This window comes from Cysteiniphilum sp. JM-1 (assembly GCF_008711525.1).
GTDB lineage: Bacteria > Pseudomonadota > Gammaproteobacteria > Francisellales > Francisellaceae > Caedibacter.
Window position 1 is genome coordinate 65,029 of record NZ_VXKS01000006.1, and the last position, 21,683, is coordinate 86,711.

Here is a 21,683-nt window from a genome sequence, read left to right on the forward strand (position 1 = left end):
GCCTATGGCTGCCACCCCTCTTGCAAAGAGGGGAATTAGGCAATGGTCATTTTATATTCCCCTCTTTGCAAGAGGGGTGCCAAGTTTACGAGGCGGGGTGTTGAAATAGAAAAAAGTGCGTAATTGGATGAATTGTGACGTTAGGCAGTTGCGTGTTGGCTAAGCACATGGAAAATTTCTTTGGTCACCGTATCAACACTTTGATTGCCATCAACTTTAACATAAGTAGGCTTTTTAAGCTCAGTGCCCGCGGTATCAAAATGCTGGTAGTATTCAATCAATGGTGCCGTTTGCGCATGATAGACGTTTAAGCGATTTTTAACGGTTTCTTCTTTGTCATCTTCGCGTTGAATTAAGTCTTCACCCGTTTGATCGTCTTTGCCAGTAACTTTTGGTGGGTTATTATCAACGTGATAGGTGCGACCTGAAGCCTCGTGAATTCTGCGACCTGACATGCGTTTGATAATGATATTGTCATCTAGTGTGATCTCAATAATAAAATCGATATTAATGCCAAGTTTTTTAAAGGCGTCGGCTTGCCCTAATGTGCGTGGCACGCCATCAAGCATAAAACCATTGTTACAATCTGCTTGTGATAGACGTTCTTTAACGATTTGCATAATAAAATCATCAGAAACAAGCTCGCCAGCATCTAATATTTTCTTTAGCTTCATGCCGGTTTCTGAGCCTGATTTGATCGCCGCTCGCAGCATATCACCTGTGGAGATCTGTGGAATGTTAAATTGTGTTTCAATGCGCTTTGCTTGTGTGCCTTTGCCAGCCCCTGGAGGACCTAGAAGAATAATGTTCATATGGTTTCCGCTAAAAGTAAAAATAAAATGTGGCTCTATGATAAAAAGAAATGGTTTAAAAGTCTTTTAAAAAATTGGTTAGGTTTGAATTTTCGTTCGTTTATCTATTCTTGCTTAGGATAGTTTATTTATTCTCTACATAAGCTTTGCCTTTGCTTGTTGTTTATCTAAAAAGCATGTATCATACGGCGTTGCTAAACTGTCACGATATTTTTTACGGTTAAATGTCTGAAATATCACATGGGAAGTTTAACAAAAGAAATAAATCTTAGGAGAAAACACTATGTTAAGCACCGAGCAAAAACAATCGATCGTTTCTGAATATCAACGTTCAGAAGGCGACACAGGCTCACCAGAAGTACAAGTTGCACTATTGACAGCTCGCATTACCGGGTTGCAAGGGCATTTTGAATCACACAAACAAGACTTCCACTCAAGACGTGGTTTGTTGCGTTTAGTAAGTCAACGTCGTAAGCTTCTTGACTATTTGAAAAGCAAAGATATCGAGCGCTACCGCGCATTGATCGAGCGTTTAGGTTTACGTAGATAAGATCAAAGATACGACACACCGCAAAACAATGATAATAAGGTACACACGTGAAAATATTTAAAGAAGTCTTTAAGTTAGGACAACATCAAGTAACATTGGAAACAGGATCAATGGCGCGTCAAGCGGCAGGTTCGGTTTTAGTTACTATGGGCGATACCGTTGTATTGGTAACAACCGCAGCGCAAAAAGAGGCTAAAGAAGGTATAGATTTCTTCCCATTGACAGTCAACTACCAAGAAAAAGCATACGCAGCAGGTAAGATTCCAGGCGGATTCCCGCGTCGTGAAGGGCGACCAAGTGAAAACGAGACCTTAACAGCTCGTTTGATTGACCGTCCACTGCGTCCATTGTTTCCTGAAGGCTTTTATAATGAAGTTCAAGTTGTGGCAACCGTGTTATCATATGATCCTGAGGTGCCACCGGATATTCCAGCGCTGATCGGTGCTTCGGCTTCGTTGGTATTATCTGGGGTGCCATTTGAGGGTCCTGTTGCTGGTGTGCGTGTCGGCTTTATTGATGGGCAATATGTTTTAAACCCATCATTTGCCAAACTAGATATTTCAGAGTTGGATTTAGTCGTTGCCGGTACGAAAGATGCTGTGTTGATGGTTGAATCAGAAGCAAAAAGCTTGCCAGAAGAGGTGATGCTTGGCGCTGTTTTATATGGTCACAAAGAAATGCAAGTGATCATTGAAGCGATTAATCACTTAGCAAAATATGCTGCTAAACCGCGTTGGGATTTTGTACCAAAAGCGGAAAACAAAGCATTAAAAGAGCAAATTAAGTCACGTTTTTATAGTGAGATTAAAGCAGTTTATCAAGAAACTGAGAAACAAAAGCGTGTTGAGGCAATCAACCAATTACGTAAAACAGTGGTTGAAGCTATTGTTGCTGATGAAACTGAGTTAGAAGAAGTTTCTGTAGAAGAGATTAAAACAATTTTCCACGACATTGAAAAAGAAGTCGTTCGTAAAAATATTTTAAGTGGCTTGCCACGTATTGATGGTCGCGATACACGTACAGTACGCCCAATTAATGTGCGCACAGGTGTACTACCTAAAGCACATGGCTCAGCGTTGTTCACGCGTGGTGAAACACAAGCTTTAGTGGTGACAACTTTAGGTAATGATCGCGATGCACAGTTGGTTGAAACTTTAGGTGGCGATAAGAAGAACCGCTACATGTTACATTATAATTTCCCGCCATACTCAGTTGGTGAAACGGGAATGATTGGCACACCTAAGCGTCGTGAGATTGGTCATGCTAATCTTGCTAAGCGTGCAACACAAGCAGTATTCCCTAATGAAGATGCTTATCCTTATGTTATTCGTGTGGTATCTGAGATTACGGAATCAAACGGCTCAAGTTCAATGGCAACCGTTTGTGGTTCATCACTATCAATGATGGATGCCGGAGTGCCATTAGCCGCTCCTGTTGCAGGTATTGCAATGGGGCTGATTAAAGATGGTGATAAATATGCGGTGTTGTCAGATATCTTAGGTGATGAGGATCACTTGGGTGATATGGACTTTAAAGTCGCAGGTACGCGCTATGGTGTGACAGCTTTGCAGATGGATATCAAGATCAAAGGTATCACACGTGAGATCATGCATGCAGCGCTTGAGCAAGCCCGCGAAGGTCGTTTGCATATTTTGGGCATTATGAATGAAGTGATTTCTGAGTATAAAACAGAAACTTCTGATAATGCGCCCCAAGTTGAAGTTATTACAATCGATCCAAGCAAAATCCGTGATGTGATTGGTAAGGGTGGTGCGACGGTTAAAGGTATTACTGAGAAAACCGGTGCGTCCATTGACACATCAGATAATGGTGATGTCAAGATTTTTGCCAAGAGCCGTGATGCATTAAATGCTGCGATTGAAGAGGTGTTAGCAATAACAGCCAGTGCTGAAGTGGGTCAAACTTATAGCGGTAAAGTCGTTAAAGTCTTGGATTTTGGCGCGTTTATTAATATTCTGCCGGGTAAAGATGGCTTATTGCCATTTGCTGAGCTTGAAAGTATTGGCGTTAATCCCAATACGATGGCAGAAGGCAAAAGCATGAATGTTATGGTGCAAAATATTGATCGCATGGGCAAAATCAAACTTGTACCAGTTCAATAGCTAGTAATAATAGAAAATGAGTTGCATTTCCCATTATCTCCTACTGTGGGGTAGCTTGCGTAGTGTCAGCTGAATGGTGAGGGATGATTGAAATTTAACTTGCATTCCCCCTATTACCTCTCCCCTTGCGGGAGAGGTCGTGCAGCTTAGGCTGCACGGGTGAGGGGGTAATTTAAACGCAACTTAATTTTTATTAGTAACAGGTAAAATAAGGGAGCAAAAGAAAGAAAAATGAGCGTCCAACAGGCACAACCGCTTAATTTTACTGATGCAGCTGCTTTGAAAGTAAAAGAGCTGATCTCAGAAGAAGACAACAATGATTTGAAACTACGCGTATATATCACCGGTGGTGGTTGTTCGGGTTTTCAATATGGCTTTACCTTTGATGAAGAACAAAAAGAAGATGATATGATCTTTGAAAATCATGGTGTTTATTTATTGGTAGATGCGATGAGTTTCCAGTATCTTGTCGGTGCTGATATCGACTATAAAGAAGATGTTGAAGGTGCCCATTTTATTATTCGTAACCCAAATGCTAAAACCACCTGTGGTTGTGGCTCTTCTTTTTCTGTTTAAATTTCTTTGCCTTAATATTCTTCAATAAACAAGTTGCACCATTTGTCACCTCTCCCCTTGCGGGAGAGGTCGTGTAGCTTGGGCTGCACGGGTGAGGGGTGATTTTACTAGCTATTTTAAATGTAGGGCGTATACAATACGCCCCTACGGTTTATTTGATCAGGGAGTTTAATAGGTGGCTGATATTTGTATTAGATTGCTTACATCTGCTGATTGGCAATTATGGAAAACAATACGCTTACAAGCGCTAAAAGATTCCCCTCATAGCTTTGGTTCATCTTATGAGGAGGCCTTGCTTTGTAATGATCAATATTTCAAAGAGATGCTTGAGGAAAATGATATTTTTGCAGCTTTTGATGGTAATGAGATTATTGGTTGCGTTGGTTTTTCAGCTTTGAAAAATGCCAAAACCGCGCATCGAGGGATGATTTGGGGTATGTATACATCCTTAGCTGCTCGTGGTAAGGGTGTTGCTAAGCAATTGATGCATCAAGTGATCAAGCATGCCGCTGATTATGTGACGCAACTACATTTACATTGCGTGACTGAAAATACTGTGGCATTGGCGTTATACCAGCAGTTTGATTTTGAGACTTATGGTACAGAACTAAAATCAATAAAAGTGCACAATCAGTTCTATGATCAATATTTAATGGTGTTAGAATTAGCATAAGTTTATCGTGTTGACTTAAGGAAACCTATGAAAGTCGCCTTTATTATTGACCCATTACACACTTTTAATATCAAAAAAGATACCGCTTATATGATGATGCTATCAGTTGCTAAGAAAGACTGGCAGCAGTACGTCTTTGAGCTTGAGGATATTTTTGTTGAAGAGGGTGTTGCTTATGGTGAGGGTTATGAGCTAACACTTACTCCGAGTAAAGAGCATAACAAATGGTATCATCTAAACCCAATGGACAAAGTGAAGCTAGGTGATTTCGATGTGATCTTTATGCGTAAAGACCCACCGTTTAATATGGAATTCGTCTATGCAACGTATATTTTGGAGTTGGCTGAAAAGCAGGGTGCATTGATTATTAATAAGCCGCAAACCTTAAGGGATGCCAATGAGAAGTTTTCAATTACGCGTTATCCTGATTTAGCACCAAAAACAATGGTGAGTCGTTCATTTAAACATATTAAGCGTTTTATTGATGATTATCAGGATGTGGTGGTCAAGCCGCTTGATGGCATGGGCGGTGAGTCAATTTTTCGTATTCAACCAAATGATCCCAATAAAAATGTCATTCTAGAGACAATCACAAAATATGAGTCACAATTTATTATGGTACAGCAATATCAACCCGCGATTAAAGATGGTGACAAACGTATCTTAATCGTAGATGGTGAGCCATTGGAGTATCTGGTAGCACGTATTCCAAGTGGTGATGATAGTCGTGGCAATTTAGCGCGCGGCGCATCAACGGTGGTAAGAAAGCTTACGGCTGAAGAGTATGAGATAGCCAGTATTGTTGGCAGGGATCTTAAACAAAGTGGCGTGTTATTTGCTGGCATTGATGTTATTGGTGATTGTTTGACTGAGATTAATATAACCAGTCCTACGATGACACAACAAATTTTTAATGAAAGTGGTGTCAATGCAACAGATATACTAATGGATGTCGTTGAAGATCGAGTAATGAATCGAAAGTAAATAAGAAGAAATAGATAGGAATAAGTAAGATGACAAAATCAGAAAGTCTGTTTAATAGAGCAAAGCAATATATTCCAGGCGGTGTTAACTCGCCAGTGCGCGCGTTCAAAGGTGTCGGTGGCACACCTAAGTTTATTGCCAAGGCAAAGGGTGCTTATGTTTATGATGTCGATGCGAATAAATATGTTGATTATGTTGGCTCTTGGGGACCAATGATCTTGGGACACGCTGATGATGATGTGATCAAGGCGGTGCAGGATCAAGCAATACTTGGTTTAAGTTATGGTGCGCCATGCGAGCTTGAGGTAAAACTTGCCAAGAAGATTTGTGATTTGATTGATAGCATTGATATGGTGCGGTTTGTTAGCTCAGGAACTGAGGCAACGATGAGTGCTGTGCGTTTGGCACGAGGCTACACTAAGCGCGATAAGGTGATTAAATTTGCTGGATGTTATCATGGTCATGCTGATCAGTTTTTAGTAGCGGCAGGATCAGGCGCATTAACGCTTGGCGTGCCAAACTCACCAGGTGTGCCAAAAGATACGGTCAAAGATACACTGACAGCGTCATTTAATGATTTAGAGAGTGTTGCTAATTTATTTAAAACCTATCCCGAGCAAATTGCTTGTATTATTTTAGAACCGATCGCTGGCAATATGAACTTGATTGAACCAACCAAAGCATTTTTGCAAGGCTTGCGTCAACTATGTGATGAGCATGGGGCTTTATTGATTTTTGATGAAGTGATGACAGGTTTTCGTGTTGGTCTAGCGGGTGCGCAAGGCTTATATCAGATCACCCCTGATTTAACAACATTTGGTAAAGTCATTGGTGGCGGCATGCCCGTGGGTGCCTTTGGTGGCAAGAAGGAAATTATGGAGCTTATCGCACCTGTAGGTGGCGTTTATCAAGCAGGTACATTATCAGGCAATCCAGTGGCAATGATCGCGGGATTAGTCACGTTAGATAAAATCTCACAACAGGGATTCTATGAGGTATTAATAACCAAAACACAAAAACTTGTTGAGGGGCTAAATCATGCTGCTCAAGCACAAGGCTTTCCATTTTTAGCGAAATCTTTGGGTAGTATGTTTGGGGTGTTTTTCACTGAGGCACAAGATATTCTAAGTTTTGATGATGTTAAGGCTTGCGATTTAGCGCGCTTTAATCGTTTTTTCCATTTTATGCTTGAGCATGGTGTTTATTTCGCGCCATCCGCATTTGAAGCAGGTTTTATGTCAATTGCGCATAGTGATCAAGATATTGATAAAACGATAGCCTTGTTTGCTGAGTTTTTGCAAAAAGAAGAGGTAACTGAGCAAAAGTGTGTAACTTCAGTTAAGTAGGTATGAGTTGTTTTTCGGATTCTTGAGTCAATCCTGATAGGAAGTAATGATCGCCATATTCGGGCTTGACCCGAATATGGATATTAAAAATATTGCTGAGACAGTTAGTTTGCTTTTTGCTCTTGCTGCTTTTGTTGATAAATCATATCAAAGTTTACAGGTGCTAAGCATAATTGTGGAAAGCCGCCTTTAGCAACCAAATCAGAGATTGCCTCGCGTGCATATGGATATAAAATGTTAGGGCAAAATGCATATTGCGCATGATCAAGTTGACCTTCTTCCATATTGGAAATAAGAAAAATACCAGCTTGTTGCACTTCTGCTTTGAAAGCATCATTAGTGCCGCATTTAACATCAGCTTCAACCGTTAACACAACTTCATACATATTTTCTTCAGGTAAGCCTGTCACTTTAGTATTCAAAGCGACGTTTAATTCAGGCTTCCACTCTTGTTTAAACGCATCAGCACCCTTAGGAATTTCAAATGAAATATCTTTGGTGTAGAGTTTTTGGATTTGGAATTGAATATCAGGGGTATTTGTTTCAGTTGTCATTATCTTTCCTTATATAGTTAAGTTAAGTGTTATTTTCCAAGTAATGGGTTAAGTTTATTGGCATCTTCAAGAGCATACAAGTCATCACAGCCACCGATGTGCTGATTATTGATGAATATTTGTGGCACCGTTGTGCGTCCTGCGGCACGCTTAATCATTTCTTCGCGTAACTGAGGTTTATCACTGATATTATATTCAGCAAAGGTCACGCCTTTTTTGCTAAGCAATGCTTTGGCATTGATACAATAAGGGCAAGTTGGTTTAGTGTAGATTTCAATCATTTAGCTGTGCCTTTATCGTTTTTATCTTTTCTATTTTTTAGATCTTTCTTGTCAGTATTCATTTCATTATGTGCTACGGCTTTATTGTCAGTTGGTAATTTATCTTGTAACCATTGTTTGAAGCCACCCTTTAGCGTGTAAAGCTTATCAAAACCTGCCTTTTTTAACAAATCACAAACACTAGCACTTTGCGCACCTGTTGCACAATAAACAACAATTGGATTGTTCTTGTATTTGTTAAGTGTTTTCGTGTTTTCTTTAAGCTCAGCAGCACTACTATTGATCGCACCAACAATATGGCTTTCATTAAAAAGTTTGCTGTCGCGAATATCTAAGAATATGCCCTTATCACGGTTTGTGAGGTTAATGGCATCTTGTATAGATAATTGAAAACGACCTGATTTAGCTTGGCGAATTTCGTAGCCAAGATAGATCAAAATGGCAAGTACAAAGATAATACATAGTATTAAGTTTTGAGAGATGAAATGACTCAGGTTTGACATGTTTTTCCTATTTTTATATTTGTTTTTAGTGCGAGTCCCAAGATTATTAAGGAGCAAGCTTATTAGTTAACAAAGTGGATTATAGCGGGTTTGAAATTTAATGAGAAGCCAAACTTGGCACGCTTTTTTTTACAAGTAATTCAATCGCTTTTAGCCATTTAGTAATTGCTGAACCACGGCGATAAACCAGACCAATCTCACGAAAAGGAGCAGGTGCCTTAAAGTCAATATAATGAATACCATTGTGTGAGGTAAGTGTGGCAATCTCAGGAATAATGGTGATGCCAAGTTTAGCAATAACCATTTGCCTTAAAGTCTCAAGACCTGTGGCATTGCACTGAATACTTTGCGCGGGATTGATGTTTAAAGATAATACCTGTTCGCGTAGGCAGTGCCCTTTTTCTAAGAAAAGCATGGCTTCATCGTCAAGTTTCGATATATCAATCTCAGGCAGTTGACTTAATGGATGCCCATCATACACAGCGAGTTTAAAGGTGTCTTTAAATAGTGGCAAAAACTCAAGCCCTTGTGGTAGTGAGTCATATGCTAAAAGAGCGGCATCAATTTTACCTGATTGCAGCATTTGAATGAGAATGGGGCTTTTTTCCTCAATAGGGTATATCTTAATAGGACTCTTATCCGCTAAGGTTGTGTGAATAAGTTGTGGTAACAGATAGTGAGCAAGGGTTGGAAACAAGCCAATTCTAAACAGCAAATCTTCTGTTTTATTATGCGTTGCTGCCAAATCTTTGATGTCTTGAACAATGGTTAATAAAGATTGTGCCTTGTCAATAATCTGCTGCCCAATAGCTGTAACAAGCACACTTTTTTGGAAGCGTTCAAAAATGGCAACGCCTAACTCATCCTCAAGCTTTTTGATTTGCATACTAAGTGCCGGTTGACTGACAAAGCAATCTTGTGCTGCTTTATTGAAGTTCTTATGTTTGGCAACAGCAATAATATATTCTAAGTCACGGATATTCATAATTTTCCATTCAAGGCAGCATTTAGATTTAAGATTACTCGATTTTGTGCCAGAATAAACGATAAAATTAGACATAAAATAATAAGCACCCTTTTGTTATGAATCAATACACTGCTCAATCCATTGAAGTTCTATCGGGTCTTGACCCTGTTAAGCGACGTCCTGGGATGTATACCGATACACAAACCCCTAATCATGTCGCACAAGAGGTGATTGATAATGCAGTGGATGAGGCATTAGCAGGACATGCCAATAAACTTAATATCAGAGTCTATGATGATGGCAGTTTTGAGGTTGAGGATAATGGTCGAGGTATGCCGGTTGATATCCATCCAGAGGAGGGGATATCTGGTGTTGAGCTCATTATGACGCGCTTGCATGCCGGAGGTAAATTCTCCAAAGAAAATTATCTTTATTCAGGCGGACTTCACGGTGTCGGTGTTTCCGTGGTTAACGCATTAAGTTTGCGTGTCGAGGTGTTTATCAAGCGTGATGGTAAGCGCTATTTTATTGCCTTTGAGCATGGTGATAAGGTTGAAGAGCTAAAGGTAGTATCCGAAGTTGGCAAAAAAAATACAGGGACTACGGTACGCTTTTGGCCGGATCCTAAATATTTCGATACCCCAAAATACGCAACGCGTAAATTAAAGAATTTATTAAAAGCTAAAGCGGTATTGTGTCCAGGTCTTATCGTTGAATATCAAAATGATGAGCAAAACGATCGTATGACTTGGCAATACGATGGCGGGTTATTGGCTTATTTACAAGAGAAAATTGACGGTCTTGAAATATTGCCAGAAGTTCCATTTTCAGGCTCTTTTAGTGATGGACAATATGTTGTTGACTGGGCATTATGCTGGCCGCAAGAAAGCGATAATTTAATCACAGAAAGTTATGTTAACTTGATCCCAACGCCTTTAGGTGGCACGCATGTTAATGGTTTAAGATCTGGGCTGTTAGATGCGATACGTGAGTATTGTGAGCTTCATAATATTCTGCCGCGTGGTGTCAAAATCATGCCAGATGACATTTTCGCAGGTCTTTGTTATGTGTTGTCACTTAAAATGCCTGAGCCGCAATTCTCAGGGCAAACCAAAGAGCGACTATCATCACGCGACTGTGTGAACTTTATTGCGACACATGTTAAAGATGCCTTTAGTTTGTGGTTGAATCAAAATATTGAGACGGCAAATCAAATTGCTGAAGCGATTATTTCGCGTGCGCAAAAACGCCTTAAAGCTGAGAAAAAAGTAGTGCGCAAAAAGGTAACTCAAGGTCCACAATTGCCCGGTAAATTGACCGATTGTGTGACACAAGATACCCAATATAGTGAGCTCTTTTTAGTTGAAGGGGATTCAGCAGGTGGCTCGGCAAAGCAGGCGCGAGATCGTGAGTTCCAGGCAGTCATGCCATTAAGAGGCAAGATATTAAACTCATGGGAAGTTGATTCGTCAGAAGTATTATCATCGCAAGAGATTCACGATATTGCCGTGGCAGTTGGTGTGGATCCAGGCAGTGATAATCTAGAAGGGTTACGTTATGGCAAAATTTGTATTCTCGCGGATGCTGATTCGGATGGGCTACATATTGCGACATTACTATGCGCTTTATTCTTGCGTCATTTTAAACCATTGGTTGAGAAGGGGCATATCTATGTGGCAATGCCGCCATTATTTAGAATTGATGTCGGCAAAGAAGTGTATTACGCATTAGATGAGGCAGAGAAGAATGTCATTTTGCATAAAATTGCCCAAAATAAAAAATCAGCTAAGGCTAATGTGTTGCGCTTTAAAGGGTTGGGTGAGATGAACCCGATGCAATTAAGAGAGTCTACAATGGCAATGGATACCAGACGTCTTGTGCAATTAACATTATCAAGTGATGAGCGTTTTGATCTAGAGGAAATGGATGAAATGCTTGCTAAGAAACGCTCACTGGATCGCAAACATTGGTTGGAGCAGAAAGGAAATTTAGCGGATTTAGAGTGATTCAGTTAAGAGAAATTATAAAAAAGATACTTCTTTGCCATCATAAACATAGTTTAAATAGGAATCCAAGGTATAACCTTGTGAGCGTACAGCTTTGATTGGTGAGCTTGAGTTATGCCCTTGGGTAAGCTTATTACGTAAGCGATGCACATGAATGTTGACATCACGTATCATGCTTTCTTTAACATTTAAATTAAGATATTTGGCAATTTCTTCACGCATAAAGGTTTTGCTTGGATCTGATAGTAGCATTTTTAGTAAAGCGCCTTCTTTATCCGTTAAGTAAATGTCGGAATGATCAGGGTGTGTCACTAATGATTTGCGCGGATGATATACCCATTTGCCAAATTGAATCTGACTGTAGTCACTAATGTTTATATCTTCAATATTGACTGATCCAGTAATGGCATACGGTGATTGCGAGGTATTGCGATCACGTAATTTTGCTTTGATGCGAGCCATTAATACGTGCTGATTATAAGGAATTTCGACATAGTCATCAGCACCTGCTTCAAAACATAAGACGATTTCGGTTGCATCAGTACTTTTTGAGACAAAAATAATTGCCATGCTTGGGTGGCGTTCACGAATATTTTTGCACAGTTCAATGCCGTACATATCCGGCAGTAATAAATCAAGGAGTACTACTTTGGTGTTTTTATTGGCAGCCAGTAGATCCAAGGCTTCCTGTCCTGAGTGGGCAACGTTCGTCTGATGTAAATAACGTTGAAGTAATGTTTGTAAATCTTTGGTATTTTCTTTATTGGTACTAACCAATAATATGCTACTGTCGTCTTTCATAGGGTCTCTCATCATCATTTGGTTAAAAATCTCCCAGACTATTGTGAATAAAAGCTTAAACTAAATAACACATAGTCACATTGTGCGTAATTATATTTAAAATATTTCTGACTTTCCATGTTGTTTACAGCATAACTGCTTAAAAAGTGATGTAATATTCATAATTATTGTATCGAGCAGATAAAAAATAGTAAAAAACAGATCGTTTATGCTTTTAGTATTTTATGTAATTTCCCCTTAATTGAGTTTGTCTTCTTTGTGATCTATACCTTAAGCATCTGAAGGATTAATTCGGAGTGATAAAATGTTGAAAAATATAAAATTTTTAAGCGTGCTAGGGTGCGTGTTTTTAGTCCAATTGGGTTATGCCAAGATGAGTACGGCGATTGTCGCAGGAGGTTGTTTTTGGTGTATGCAGGCTGATTTTGATAAGCTTAAAGGTGTAGTAAAAACTGAAGTGGGCTATGATGGTGGTACGACTTTGTATCCAAACTATAAGCAGGTATCCCAAGGAAAAACAGACCACTTGGAAGTCGTTAAAGTCTGGTATGAGGATGAAGTTTTGGGGTATGCGCAGTTTTTAAATTATTTCTTTAAGCATATTGATCCCACCGTTAAAAATGGACAATTTTGTGATTTGGGAGAACAATATCAAAGCGCTATTTTATACGAAAATGATGGACAAAAGGCAGTGGCTCAAGCAGTGCTTGATAACATAAAAAATTATTTAAATAAACCAATATATACAGAGTTGCGTCCAAGTACTACCTTTACTCCTGCGGAAGAATATCACCAAAAGTACTATTTAAAAAATCCTATTAGTTATGCGTTTTACCGTTGGCAATGTGGGCGTGATGCGCGCTTAAAGGAAGTTTGGCAATAAGTTTACAGCCTGTTTAATCCATTTAAAGCTGCGACGCGATAAGCTTCCGCCATGGTCGGGTAGTTAAATGTTGTATTGATAAAATACATCAATGTATTGGCTTTGCCTTTTTGTGACATGATCGCCTGTCCGATGTGAATAATCTCAGAAGCTTGACTACCAAAGCAGTGAATCCCTAATAACTGTAGTGTTTCACGATGAAAAATAAGCTTAAGCATGCCCGCGGTTTTACCTGAGATTTGCGCGCGCGCAAGATCCTTAAAAAATGCATGTCCCACCTCGTAAGGAATTTTTTCTTCGGTGAGTTCTTGCTCAGTTTTGCCAACCGAGCTGATCTCAGGCAAGGTATAAATTCCCGTTGGAATATCCTTGATTAAATGATTGGTACACTTGCCTTCGGCAATATGCGTTGCAGCAAAGCGCCCTTGGTCAAAGGCGGCAGAAGCAAGTGATGGGTAACCAACGACATCGCCTACGGCATAAATATGAGGATGCTTAATGGTTTGATAGTTTTGATTAACCTCGATTGATCCACGGATATTCGCCTCAATATCAATCGCATCTAGCCCCAGTTGATCGGTATTTCCTGTGCGTCCTTGGGCAAATAATAGGTAGTCTGATTTGATAATTTTATTTGATTTTAACTTTAAGATTACCTCATTATCATTGGCATCAATGCTGTCATAATGCTCGTTGTGATGGGTGCGAATACCTTGCTCGCGAAAGTGGTAACTTAAGGCATCAATAATTTCATTATCAAGAAAGGATAATAAGCGCTCTCGATTATTAATCAAATTGACACGGATTTTTAATGTGCGGAAAATAGAGGCATATTCGCAGCCAATAACACCTGCACCATAAATAGAGATGGTTTTGGGGTTGTCATTAAGGTGTAAAATGCTATCGCTGTCCAAAATACGCGGATGATTAAAATCAATATCTTTGGGGTGATAAGGTCTTGAGCCGGTGGCAATGACAAAATATTTTGCTTTGAACTGCTCTTTGGTTTGCTCTTCTTCGTGTGCTGAGCAAATACAAATAGTATGAGGGTCTATAAATCGTGCAAAGCCATGCAACATGTCAACATTGTTGCGTTTGTAAAACCCAGTTTTTAGTTCAGTTTGGGCATTGATGACATGTGATGCATTTTCCAGCATCTGAGGGTAGCTATAGTCATGGTATTTTGCATGAAAAGAAAATTGAGATACCGCATGTCGCAGTGCTTTGCTTGGGATTGTGCCTTGATGTGTACAGTTGCCGCCGATAAGTTCGGATTCAACAATTGCTACTTTAAGACCTGATTTTGCGGCTTTAATTGCTGCACCTTCACCACCAGGTCCACTGCCAATGACAATGACGTCGTAGTGAAAAGAATCGAAAGAGTCAAAAGAATCGAATTGCATGGTGTTTACGCCTTTCTGGAAATTTGCTGCAAATTGTAGCATATGGAATATCGCCGTGTGGAACTTTTTAAGCATTGTTTCAGCGCAATGATTGCCAAGTATCAAAAGCACGCTACAATAAAAGCTGTTTTAGGCTTATAAGGAAAAATAATGTCACTGCTAAATTGGCTTGATTGGATTTTTATTATTATCGTGTTTGGCTTTGCGATTATTGGTTTTTCGCAAGGTTTTGTGCGTGGGTTAATCTCATTGCTTACTTGGTTGATTGCTGCGGTGTCGGCGTATTTCTTTGCAGACTCTCTTGATATGAATTTTGCTGCAAAATGGTTTAACTCACCTGAAGTGGCATTTTGGATGTCGTTTTTTGCCATTGTCGTGATCGTTTGGATCTTAGGTGGTATTGTGCATATTATTTTTGGTGTTTTTCGCAAAGATAATCAGACGGTTACGGATCGCTTATTGGGCTTTTTATTTGGCATTGTTAAATCAACGCTTGTGGTTAGCTTAATTGTTGGTGTGCTTAGTTATAATAAGGCGCTCACTGAGCAGAAAGCTTGGCAGGACTCATTACTGGTGCCATGGCTGGTTAAAGGCGCGGTTTGGGTTGATCATAAATTACCAGAGGATGTCCATCAGAAAATACATAACAACAGTATCTACAAATATAATCCAAATGACAAAAACAGTGATGAAGGCAAGCCAGCAACTGATAATAATGATGCTCAAAATAACTCAAATGGTTATCAAGAGCAGGAATTCCATAAGTCAAAAGCTGAGTTAGATGCTATTGGCTAAAAGTACAGCATTGGAAAAAATGAAAAAAAAGAGAAGGAAAATTTTATAGTGCCGCCCATATCTGCCGCTGCTTACATGGCTCTTGAACCCTCAAGAACCAAGTGGGTGCGTTTGCTGTTCGTTGGGCTTCTCAGTCAGGCTGAGCATGCACGCTAAAACAAGTATCTACGCTCCCGATATAAATACATCGGCTCAAGAATGTAAGGACTGGCTAACAGCACAGGCAACACTAAACTTACACTTGAAATCATAGAAGCATATGTTACTAAGTGCAAGTGATTTGTTGTAAAAAAAATGATACGATAGAGGCATCTTGATTATAATGATAAAAACACTTATGCAAATAACGGAAAAACAAGTTTTACCTGATTATCAGGAGGTTACTGCTGCACTTCGTAAAATCAATGCTTTATCTGAAGCTTCTGAAGCGCATGCTTTATTGTGTGCGCTTTTTACAGGGGGTGCTGAGGTGCGTATTGAAGCGTGGATGGACTCGCTGATGGCTGAGCCAATTGAGGCAGGTGATGTTGTCGCACAAGGTGCATTAAAAGTATTAGCCGAAATGTATCAGGTAACAAAAGCCCAGTTTTTGGCGCAGGATATGCATTTTGATTTATTGTTACCTGATGATGACGAGAAATTCTATATGCGCATTGATGCGTTAGCAATGTGGTGCCAAGGTTTTTTATCAGGATTGGGCTTGATGGAGATCGATTACACCAAAGGCTCTGTTGAGGTTCAAGAGGCGATTACTGATTTAATCGATATGTCGCGCTTGCAATATGATGATGAAGTCACAGGGCAAGAGGATGAAGAAAGAGCCTATATGGAGTTAGTTGAATATACGAAGGTTGCGGTACTTCTGATCCATAGCGAGTTTGGGCTTAAACGCTTGTATTCATAAATATATCTTGAGGAAAACATTCGTGTTAAATAATAAGAAAGTAATTATATTATTAATGGATTCTTTTGGTATTGGTGAAGCTAAAGATGCCAAACTATTTGGTGATCAAGGTGCCGATACCTTGGGTCATATTGTTGATTATCGTGCGCAGTATAAAAGATCGTTAGATTTACCAAATCTTGCCAAACGTGGTTTGCAAAAAGCCGCAGAGTTAAGTCGTGCACGTAAGCTTACGATTGACTTATCTGAAGAAGAGCCTGTTGTTGAAGCCAAATATGGTTATTGTGTTGAAAATAGCAAAGGCAAAGATACGCCAAGTGGTCACTGGGAGATTGCAGGTGTGCCGGTGATGTTTGATTGGCATTATTTCACACAAAGTCACCATGCCGATGGTGAAGATGAATCAGTATTTCCTAAAGCATTTATTGATGAATGGTTAAAGCGCAGTGAGTTAACGCAAGGTGTGATTGATGCAGGTCATGCATCAGGTACTGAAGTGCTTAAAACACATGGCGTTGAGCATTGTTTGACGGAAAAGCCAATTATTTACACCTCAGCGGATAGTGTGTTTCAGGTTGCAGCGCATGAGGAGTATTTTGGTTTAGAGCGTTTGCTTAAGATATGCAAGATTGCACGTGAGCTTCTGGATGAAATGGGATTGGTAGTAGGACGCGTGATCGCACGTCCCTTTATTGGCGAATCAGCAAATGAGTATGCGCGCACTGGAAATCGCAAAGACTATTCGGTGTTGCCGCCTGAGGCTACCTTGTTGGATAAATTAAAAGAAGCCGGTGGTGAAGTGATTTCAATTGGTAAAATTGCCGATATTTATGCTAATCAAGGAATAACACAAAGCATTAAAGGCACGGGGCTGACAGAGTTGTTCGATGTGACACTGTCAACTTATCAAAGTGCTAAACCTAATTCGCTTATTTTTACTAATTTTGTCGATTTTGATTCAAGTTTTGGTCATCGCCGTGATATTGAGGGCTATGCCAAAGCATTGGAGTATTTTGACTCACGCCTACCCGAGCTTGATCAACTACTAGATGATGACACGATAGTTATTATTGCAGCGGATCATGGTTGTGATCCAAGCTGGCAGGGAACAGATCACACGCGTGAGCATATTCCTTTTTTGGTGTGGAGCAATAATATCACGACTGAATGCATTGGCGAGCGTATGAGCTTTGCCGATATTGGTCAGAGTATCGCTGATTATATGGGATTAGCACCCTTAAGCTTTGGGCAATCGATTTTCAAATCAGCGGATATGGCACATGTCGATTGATCACGATCAGTTAGCAGACATTGTTTCTCTTATCGATCTGACATCACTGAATAAGTCAGATACTCAGGAGAGTATGGATCAATTGTTACAAAAGAGCGTTAATCATCTAGGTACAGTCGCTGCAGTTTGCGTTTATCCTGAATTTATTTCATATATTAAATCTAAAGTGCACTCAGATATTGCGATTGCAACGGTGGTTAATTTCCCTGAAGGTAAGGCTTCTGTTGATTCTGTTGTCATGGAAGTTAAAAATGCGATTAAGCTCGGTGCTGATGAAATTGATCTAGTCATTCCCTATACGGAGTATCTTGAAAATGGTTCATCGCTAGATGCGATAAATATGGTAAAAGCGGCAAAAGAGCTATGCCATGATCGTAGGTTAAAGGTGATTATAGAGTCTGGTGAATTATCACCTGAGCTTATCCAGATCATCAGTCGCGATATGATTAATGCCCAAGCAGACTTTATTAAAACCTCAACAGGTAAGACAGCCATTGGTGCAACGCTAGAAGCGGCTAAGATTATTCTGCAGGAAATTGCCTTATCAGATCGTACGGTTGGCTTTAAAGCATCAGGTGGTATTAGAAGTTATACTGAAACGCTTGAGTACATTCAATTAGTGCGTTCACTATGTGGTGATCATTATATTAATAAACAGCATTTTCGCTTTGGCGTTAGCGGTTTATTAGATAAATTATTAAACCTTGAGCCAAGCACAAGCAGTTATTAGAGATGAAAGAAAATAGACAGAATAATCAAAAAAAACAAAGTAATGAAAGAGCACAGTTTATTGTCATTGAAGGCTTAGAAGGAGCTGGTAAAAGTACTGCTATTGAGTTTATTCGTGAAATATTAGCACAAAAAAAAATTGAGTCCGTTTTTACGCGTGAGCCAGGTGGTACTTTTCTAGCTGAAAAGATACGTAAGCTTCTGATTACGCCATATGAGGAAGAAGCACTGTGTCCTGACGCTGAATTACTCCTTATGTACGCAACACGTATGCAGCATGTTGAAAGGTTGATAAAACCGACACTTAATAGTGGTAAATGGGTGGTGAGTGATCGCTTTAACTGGTCAAGTTTAGCTTACCAAGGAGGAGGTAGAGAGCTTGGGTTTGATAAAGTAAAACAGCTAAATGATTTATTGCTATCATTTTTTCGCCCAGATTTAACGATTTACTTGGATATTGAACCTGAACTTGGACTTCAGCGTGCTAAATCAAGAAATGCACTCGATCGTATTGAACAGGAAAAGATAGAGTTTTTCAATCGTGCGCGTGAGATATTTTTAAAGCTTGTTAAAGAAAATCCGCAAACAAGTGTTTTGATTAATGCTAATAATACCATTGAACAAGTTCAAGCACAGTTAACCGGAGTGTTTTCAAAATTCATTAAGTAGTTTCAAGCAATTAATGGCTATGCTTTACTGCTAGCAGCAGTCACTTGATGTAATGCACCTTCAGGAATATCCAAAGTGGTTGTTGGGAAAGCAATTTGCGCGCCATTTTGTTCAATAATTTCTCCGATTTTTAGCATAACGTCATCTTGTGCAGCTTGAAACTTGACCCAATTAGTGGTTTTGGTAAAGGTGTAAACCATAAAATTAATTGAATATGAACCAAAGACGCCTTCAGTATTTGAGCCCATATTAGTATTGCCATTGACAATACACACTAATGTTATGCACTTTTGGTCGATTGCGGGGTGCTTTTTTAGCATATCACGAGCATCTTGTAAGATCTGATGTACCTTGGTGAAGTCCTGATAACGCACACCAATATATTGCAAAATCCGGCGATTTGTCATGCGTGACGCATTGACAACAGCCGTGGTTAGAAAAGTTGCATTGGGTACGTAAATAGGGCGCTTATCAAAGCCACGAATAATCGTAAGGCGAAAGCTTATCTTCTCAACAGTTCCTTCTATCCCGCCGCCAACAGTGTAAATCCAATCACCTACGGCAAAAGGTCGATCAAGATAAAGAACGGTGCCACCAAAGAGATTCTTAATAAGTTCTTGTTGCGTAATTGCAAAAAAACCTGTGACCACAGTAGCCATGCCGGCTAAGGCGACAATCGGGATATCAAGCGCACCGAGAATGCTAAAAAACAGTAAAATGATAATGATTGCTTGAGAAGCCTTATAAACCGTTTCAATCATGCTAAAGTCATTGTAGCCACCATCAGTACGTGTGTTTTTTTCAATAAACAATTTACGCATGCCGCGGGCAAAGCGCATTAAAATCCAGGCAACGCAAAGGACAACTAAAACCTTGACTGCCATGTTGGCAATATTTAGCATGGCTTGAACTTGTTTGCCTTGCCAGTCAATCAGTTGCGTTAAAATAATCCATAATCCTATGATCCATGTGATATAACGTACTGGGCGATTAACCGCTTGATAAAATATGCGTAAATATGGTGATTTTTTGGCAAGACTCTTATCAAAGACCGCAAGCACAATGCGAATAACTACATTGATTAGCAAAATAGCGACAATCACAATTGCAGCATGAACATATTCAGCATAATTTTTACTAAGATCTAAATATTGTGTAATAGGATCCATAAAATAACTGATAATATTTTGTAATAGGGATTATTCTAGGGGAATTCTTCAGAAGTTCAAGGCAGCGAGTGCAAATGTTAAAAAGTCTGCTGAAAGTGCTGCCAGCGGTTATTGAAGGTGTTGTTATCACCATAATTATCATTATTAAAAATATCGAATATTTCATCCATAACAGTAAACTCATTGCACAATAAAGCGATGTCTCCTCCTGCATCAAAGAACCTCTGACAATTCTCTAGTGGATGTTTAGCAGTTTGAGTTGCCGCAGCCATGCCAAAGTCATCACTAAAAATAATACCATTGAAACCAGTCTTTTGGCGTAAGTAAGTTGTAAGCCAAAACTTCGATTGTGAGGCAATCTCAGTATCTATTTGCGGATAAGATAGATGAGCAACCATAATGCTATCGGCTTTATTTTCATTAATGAGCGTGAAAAATGGCAGTAAATCAGTTTGTTCAATTTCTTTCAGACTGCGATTATCAATAACGCTTTCAGTATGAGAGTCAGCAGCTAAGCTGCCATGCCCTGGGAAGTGCTTTAAAACGCTCGGTAAGTTGTATTGATGCATAGTGTCAATATACTGTCTGGCATAATGTATGACTGCATCTGCACTATCAGCAAAAGCGCGTGTGTTAATCACGCGACTGTCTTTTGAATATAAGTCAACCACGGGGGTGAAGCTAAAGTCAACACCATGATGTTTTAGCTCATTGGCAAGTGTGGCAACATGTTGTTTAAGTTGTGTTTTATCATTTGTTTGTGCAATTTCATAGAGTGATGGCAGTGGTGTGAATTGATAGCTTTTAAAGCGCTGAACGCATCCACCTTCTTGGTCGACACAAATAATAAGATCATGGCGGCATGATTTAATGGCTGCGGTTAATTGCTTTAGCTGCTTAGAATTTATGAAATTACGACTAAATAAAATCACGCCAATCACATGTTTATTTTGTAAGCGGTTGATGTCGTAAGTGCTTAATTCAGTCGACTCAACACCAATAATAAAACGAGCCGTGATTGAGTTACTATGCATTTTGTTGCTCAGCAGATTGCTGTTGTGTAACGTCATTTTGTTGCAATGTTGTCGGTGCTACAGTATTTACTGCTGCTGACGCGCCTGTAGTATTAGATGTCGTTACACTATTAGTAGTTGTGTTAGATGTTGCTGCGTTTGGTGTTGCAGTAGCATTACTTGTTTGGTCATTAGCTGAAGGTGAAGTTGTTGGGTTCTCTTGTTCAGTTGATTGAGAAACAACTGGCGCACTTAAAGTAACGACACTTTGCTTTAGCGCATTGGCTTTTTGCTGCTGATAAAGTGTGTAAACCGTATGACCCAAGAGAGCAATCAAAACCAAAATAACTAAGCGATTAAGATAATCAAAGGGTTTCATTTTGCCTTTGCGTGAGCGTTTATAATCCAAATAATCAATTCTATTTAACATGCTCACAATTTTTCGCTCAGGCATACCAAGACACTCGCCATATTTACGATAATAGTTTTTAAGCGATTGCGTGGGTAACTCTAGTGAGAATAGATCATCTGTATCTTCTAGCATTTGAATGGTTTGTGCGGTGAAACTCATTCTGCTCGCGACACCATCGACGGTTAATTGTTGTTGTTCACGTAAATGCTTAAGTTGCTGCTGGAAACTATTCATTGGTA

General features: G+C 39.6%; 23 protein-coding genes and 1 other RNA gene. 13 read left to right on the forward strand and 11 right to left on the reverse strand.

Annotated features, from left to right (window positions below; all coding sequences use genetic code 11):
- Nucleotides 1-140: 140 nt before the first annotated feature.
- Nucleotides 141-812, reverse strand: coding sequence for an adenylate kinase (gene adk / locus F3D68_RS04075; protein WP_151193191.1), 672 nt, complete (start codon nucleotides 810-812; stop codon nucleotides 141-143).
- A gap of 283 nt (nucleotides 813-1,095) precedes the next feature.
- On the opposite strand from adk, the gene rpsO reads away from it, so the two are divergent.
- The 6 genes from rpsO (at nucleotide 1,096) to hemL (ending at nucleotide 7,064) form a co-directional block, all read left to right on the forward strand.
- Entirely contained in the window at nucleotides 1,096-1,362 is a 267-nt protein-coding gene (gene rpsO, locus F3D68_RS04080; protein ID WP_117002957.1) for a 30S ribosomal protein S15, read from the forward strand.
- A 47-nt stretch (nucleotides 1,363-1,409) separates the two neighbouring features.
- Nucleotides 1,410-3,485, forward strand: coding sequence for a polyribonucleotide nucleotidyltransferase (gene pnp, locus F3D68_RS04085; RefSeq protein WP_151193192.1), 2,076 nt, complete (start codon nucleotides 1,410-1,412; stop codon nucleotides 3,483-3,485).
- A 231-nt stretch (nucleotides 3,486-3,716) separates the two neighbouring features.
- Nucleotides 3,717-4,061 carry an iron-sulfur cluster insertion protein ErpA gene (erpA, locus tag F3D68_RS04090; RefSeq protein ID WP_119328012.1) on the forward strand — a complete coding sequence of 115 codons (345 nt, stop codon included), beginning with the start codon at nucleotides 3,717-3,719 and terminating at the stop codon, nucleotides 4,059-4,061.
- Nucleotides 4,062-4,236: 175 nt separating this feature from the next.
- Nucleotides 4,237-4,734: a GNAT family N-acetyltransferase gene (locus F3D68_RS04095; RefSeq protein ID WP_151193193.1), complete on the forward strand. Its 498-nt coding sequence runs from the start codon at nucleotides 4,237-4,239 to the stop codon at nucleotides 4,732-4,734.
- Nucleotides 4,735-4,761: 27 nt separating this feature from the next.
- Nucleotides 4,762-5,718, forward strand: coding sequence for a glutathione synthase (gene gshB / locus F3D68_RS04100; RefSeq protein WP_151193194.1), 957 nt, complete (start codon nucleotides 4,762-4,764; stop codon nucleotides 5,716-5,718).
- Nucleotides 5,719-5,738: 20 nt separating this feature from the next.
- Complete coding sequence (hemL, locus tag F3D68_RS04105) at nucleotides 5,739-7,064, forward strand: glutamate-1-semialdehyde 2,1-aminomutase (RefSeq protein WP_411954818.1); 1,326 nt, start codon at nucleotides 5,739-5,741, stop codon at nucleotides 7,062-7,064.
- A 104-nt stretch (nucleotides 7,065-7,168) separates the two neighbouring features.
- Here hemL and secB read toward each other — a convergent pair whose 3' ends face one another.
- The 4 genes from secB to F3D68_RS04125 form a co-directional block, all read right to left on the reverse strand.
- Nucleotides 7,169-7,618, reverse strand: a complete 450-nt coding sequence (secB, locus tag F3D68_RS04110) for a protein-export chaperone SecB (protein ID WP_151193196.1) — start codon at nucleotides 7,616-7,618, stop codon at nucleotides 7,169-7,171.
- A gap of 29 nt (nucleotides 7,619-7,647) precedes the next feature.
- On the reverse strand, nucleotides 7,648-7,899 hold the full coding sequence (gene grxC, locus F3D68_RS04115) for a glutaredoxin 3 (RefSeq protein ID WP_151193197.1): 252 nt from the start codon (nucleotides 7,897-7,899) through the stop codon (nucleotides 7,648-7,650).
- On the reverse strand, nucleotides 7,896-8,402 hold the full coding sequence (locus tag F3D68_RS04120) for a rhodanese-like domain-containing protein (protein ID WP_151193198.1): 507 nt from the start codon (nucleotides 8,400-8,402) through the stop codon (nucleotides 7,896-7,898). Before F3D68_RS04120 ends, grxC begins: the two co-directional genes overlap by 4 nt.
- Nucleotides 8,403-8,499: 97 nt before the next feature.
- Nucleotides 8,500-9,462: a LysR substrate-binding domain-containing protein gene (locus tag F3D68_RS04125; protein WP_151193199.1), complete on the reverse strand. Its 963-nt coding sequence runs from the start codon at nucleotides 9,460-9,462 to the stop codon at nucleotides 8,500-8,502.
- A gap of 23 nt (nucleotides 9,463-9,485) precedes the next feature.
- On the opposite strand from F3D68_RS04125, the gene parE reads away from it, so the two are divergent.
- A complete protein-coding gene (parE, locus tag F3D68_RS04130; RefSeq protein ID WP_151193200.1) occupies nucleotides 9,486-11,375 on the forward strand; it encodes a DNA topoisomerase IV subunit B in 1,890 nt (629 codons plus the stop codon).
- 15 nt (nucleotides 11,376-11,390) lie between these two features.
- On the opposite strand, the gene F3D68_RS04135 is transcribed toward parE, so the two are convergent.
- On the reverse strand, nucleotides 11,391-12,176 hold the full coding sequence (locus tag F3D68_RS04135) for a response regulator transcription factor (RefSeq protein ID WP_191092694.1): 786 nt from the start codon (nucleotides 12,174-12,176) through the stop codon (nucleotides 11,391-11,393).
- Nucleotides 12,177-12,480: 304 nt separating this feature from the next.
- Between F3D68_RS04135 and msrA the strand changes: the two genes are divergently transcribed.
- Nucleotides 12,481-13,059 carry a peptide-methionine (S)-S-oxide reductase MsrA gene (gene msrA, locus F3D68_RS04140; RefSeq protein ID WP_151193202.1) on the forward strand — a complete coding sequence of 193 codons (579 nt, stop codon included), beginning with the start codon at nucleotides 12,481-12,483 and terminating at the stop codon, nucleotides 13,057-13,059.
- Between the two features lie 2 nt (nucleotides 13,060-13,061).
- Here the strand turns inward: msrA and sthA are convergent, their stop codons facing one another.
- Nucleotides 13,062-14,462, reverse strand: a complete 1,401-nt coding sequence (sthA, locus tag F3D68_RS04145) for a Si-specific NAD(P)(+) transhydrogenase (RefSeq protein WP_151193203.1) — start codon at nucleotides 14,460-14,462, stop codon at nucleotides 13,062-13,064.
- A 150-nt stretch (nucleotides 14,463-14,612) separates the two neighbouring features.
- Between sthA and F3D68_RS04150 the strand changes: the two genes are divergently transcribed.
- Nucleotides 14,613-15,257, forward strand: coding sequence for a CvpA family protein (locus F3D68_RS04150; RefSeq protein WP_151193204.1), 645 nt, complete (start codon nucleotides 14,613-14,615; stop codon nucleotides 15,255-15,257).
- 48 nt (nucleotides 15,258-15,305) lie between these two features.
- On the opposite strand, the gene ssrS is transcribed toward F3D68_RS04150, so the two are convergent.
- A non-coding RNA gene (gene ssrS, locus F3D68_RS04155) (6S RNA) lies at nucleotides 15,306-15,486 on the reverse strand.
- 108 nt (nucleotides 15,487-15,594) lie between these two features.
- Between ssrS and F3D68_RS04160 the strand changes: the two genes are divergently transcribed.
- From F3D68_RS04160 to tmk, 4 genes are read left to right on the forward strand one after another with little or no spacing between them, the layout of a single operon-like run.
- Entirely contained in the window at nucleotides 15,595-16,161 is a 567-nt protein-coding gene (locus tag F3D68_RS04160; protein WP_151193205.1) for a UPF0149 family protein, read from the forward strand.
- 22 nt (nucleotides 16,162-16,183) lie between these two features.
- Complete coding sequence (locus F3D68_RS04165) at nucleotides 16,184-17,452, forward strand: phosphopentomutase (RefSeq protein WP_151193206.1); 1,269 nt, start codon at nucleotides 16,184-16,186, stop codon at nucleotides 17,450-17,452.
- On the forward strand, nucleotides 17,442-18,182 hold the full coding sequence (gene deoC / locus F3D68_RS04170; RefSeq protein WP_151193207.1) for a deoxyribose-phosphate aldolase: 741 nt from the start codon (nucleotides 17,442-17,444) through the stop codon (nucleotides 18,180-18,182). Before F3D68_RS04165 ends, deoC begins: the two co-directional genes overlap by 11 nt.
- 2 nt (nucleotides 18,183-18,184) lie before the next feature.
- The gene (gene tmk / locus F3D68_RS04175) at nucleotides 18,185-18,850 is read left to right on the forward strand and encodes a dTMP kinase (protein ID WP_151193208.1); all 666 of its coding nucleotides are present in this window, start codon (nucleotides 18,185-18,187) and stop codon (nucleotides 18,848-18,850) included.
- A 17-nt stretch (nucleotides 18,851-18,867) separates the two neighbouring features.
- On the opposite strand, the gene F3D68_RS04180 is transcribed toward tmk, so the two are convergent.
- The 3 genes from F3D68_RS04180 to F3D68_RS04190 all read right to left on the reverse strand — a co-directional run bounded on the left by F3D68_RS04180 (nucleotide 18,868) and on the right by F3D68_RS04190 (nucleotide 21,678).
- Nucleotides 18,868-20,019, reverse strand: a complete 1,152-nt coding sequence (locus tag F3D68_RS04180; RefSeq protein ID WP_151193209.1) for a mechanosensitive ion channel family protein — start codon at nucleotides 20,017-20,019, stop codon at nucleotides 18,868-18,870.
- Between the two features lie 77 nt (nucleotides 20,020-20,096).
- Nucleotides 20,097-21,053, reverse strand: a complete 957-nt coding sequence (gene nagZ, locus F3D68_RS04185) for a beta-N-acetylhexosaminidase (protein ID WP_191092695.1) — start codon at nucleotides 21,051-21,053, stop codon at nucleotides 20,097-20,099.
- A complete protein-coding gene (locus F3D68_RS04190) occupies nucleotides 21,046-21,678 on the reverse strand; it encodes a helix-turn-helix domain-containing protein (RefSeq protein WP_151193211.1) in 633 nt (210 codons plus the stop codon). Before F3D68_RS04190 ends, nagZ begins: the two co-directional genes overlap by 8 nt.
- Between the last annotated feature and the right edge of the window lie 5 nt (nucleotides 21,679-21,683).

Bases quoted from the DNA above. Each gene is read 5' to 3' on its own strand.
- secB (WP_151193196.1), bottom strand. From the start codon at position 7,618: ATGACAACTGAAACAAATACCCCTGATATTCAATTCCAAATCCAAAAA.
- deoC (WP_151193207.1), top strand. From the start codon at position 17,442: ATGTCGATTGATCACGATCAGTTAGCAGACATTGTTTCTCTTATCGAT.
- F3D68_RS04160 (WP_151193205.1), top strand. From the start codon at position 15,595: ATGCAAATAACGGAAAAACAAGTTTTACCTGATTATCAGGAGGTTACT.
- F3D68_RS04190 (WP_151193211.1), bottom strand. From the start codon at position 21,678: ATGAATAGTTTCCAGCAGCAACTTAAGCATTTACGTGAACAACAACAA.
- tmk (WP_151193208.1), top strand. From the start codon at position 18,185: ATGAAAGAAAATAGACAGAATAATCAAAAAAAACAAAGTAATGAAAGA.
- sthA (WP_151193203.1), bottom strand. From the start codon at position 14,462: ATGCAATTCGATTCTTTTGACTCTTTCGATTCTTTTCACTACGACGTC.
- erpA (WP_119328012.1), top strand. From the start codon at position 3,717: ATGAGCGTCCAACAGGCACAACCGCTTAATTTTACTGATGCAGCTGCT.
- F3D68_RS04180 (WP_151193209.1), bottom strand. From the start codon at position 20,019: ATGGATCCTATTACACAATATTTAGATCTTAGTAAAAATTATGCTGAA.
- gshB (WP_151193194.1), top strand. From the start codon at position 4,762: ATGAAAGTCGCCTTTATTATTGACCCATTACACACTTTTAATATCAAA.
- nagZ (WP_191092695.1), bottom strand. From the start codon at position 21,053: ATGCATAGTAACTCAATCACGGCTCGTTTTATTATTGGTGTTGAGTCG.
- adk (WP_151193191.1), bottom strand. From the start codon at position 812: ATGAACATTATTCTTCTAGGTCCTCCAGGGGCTGGCAAAGGCACACAA.
- rpsO (WP_117002957.1), top strand. From the start codon at position 1,096: ATGTTAAGCACCGAGCAAAAACAATCGATCGTTTCTGAATATCAACGT.
- F3D68_RS04120 (WP_151193198.1), bottom strand. From the start codon at position 8,402: ATGTCAAACCTGAGTCATTTCATCTCTCAAAACTTAATACTATGTATT.
- grxC (WP_151193197.1), bottom strand. From the start codon at position 7,899: ATGATTGAAATCTACACTAAACCAACTTGCCCTTATTGTATCAATGCC.
- parE (WP_151193200.1), top strand. From the start codon at position 9,486: ATGAATCAATACACTGCTCAATCCATTGAAGTTCTATCGGGTCTTGAC.
- msrA (WP_151193202.1), top strand. From the start codon at position 12,481: ATGTTGAAAAATATAAAATTTTTAAGCGTGCTAGGGTGCGTGTTTTTA.
- F3D68_RS04150 (WP_151193204.1), top strand. From the start codon at position 14,613: ATGTCACTGCTAAATTGGCTTGATTGGATTTTTATTATTATCGTGTTT.
- F3D68_RS04125 (WP_151193199.1), bottom strand. From the start codon at position 9,462: ATGTCTAATTTTATCGTTTATTCTGGCACAAAATCGAGTAATCTTAAA.
- F3D68_RS04135 (WP_191092694.1), bottom strand. From the start codon at position 12,176: ATGAAAGACGACAGTAGCATATTATTGGTTAGTACCAATAAAGAAAAT.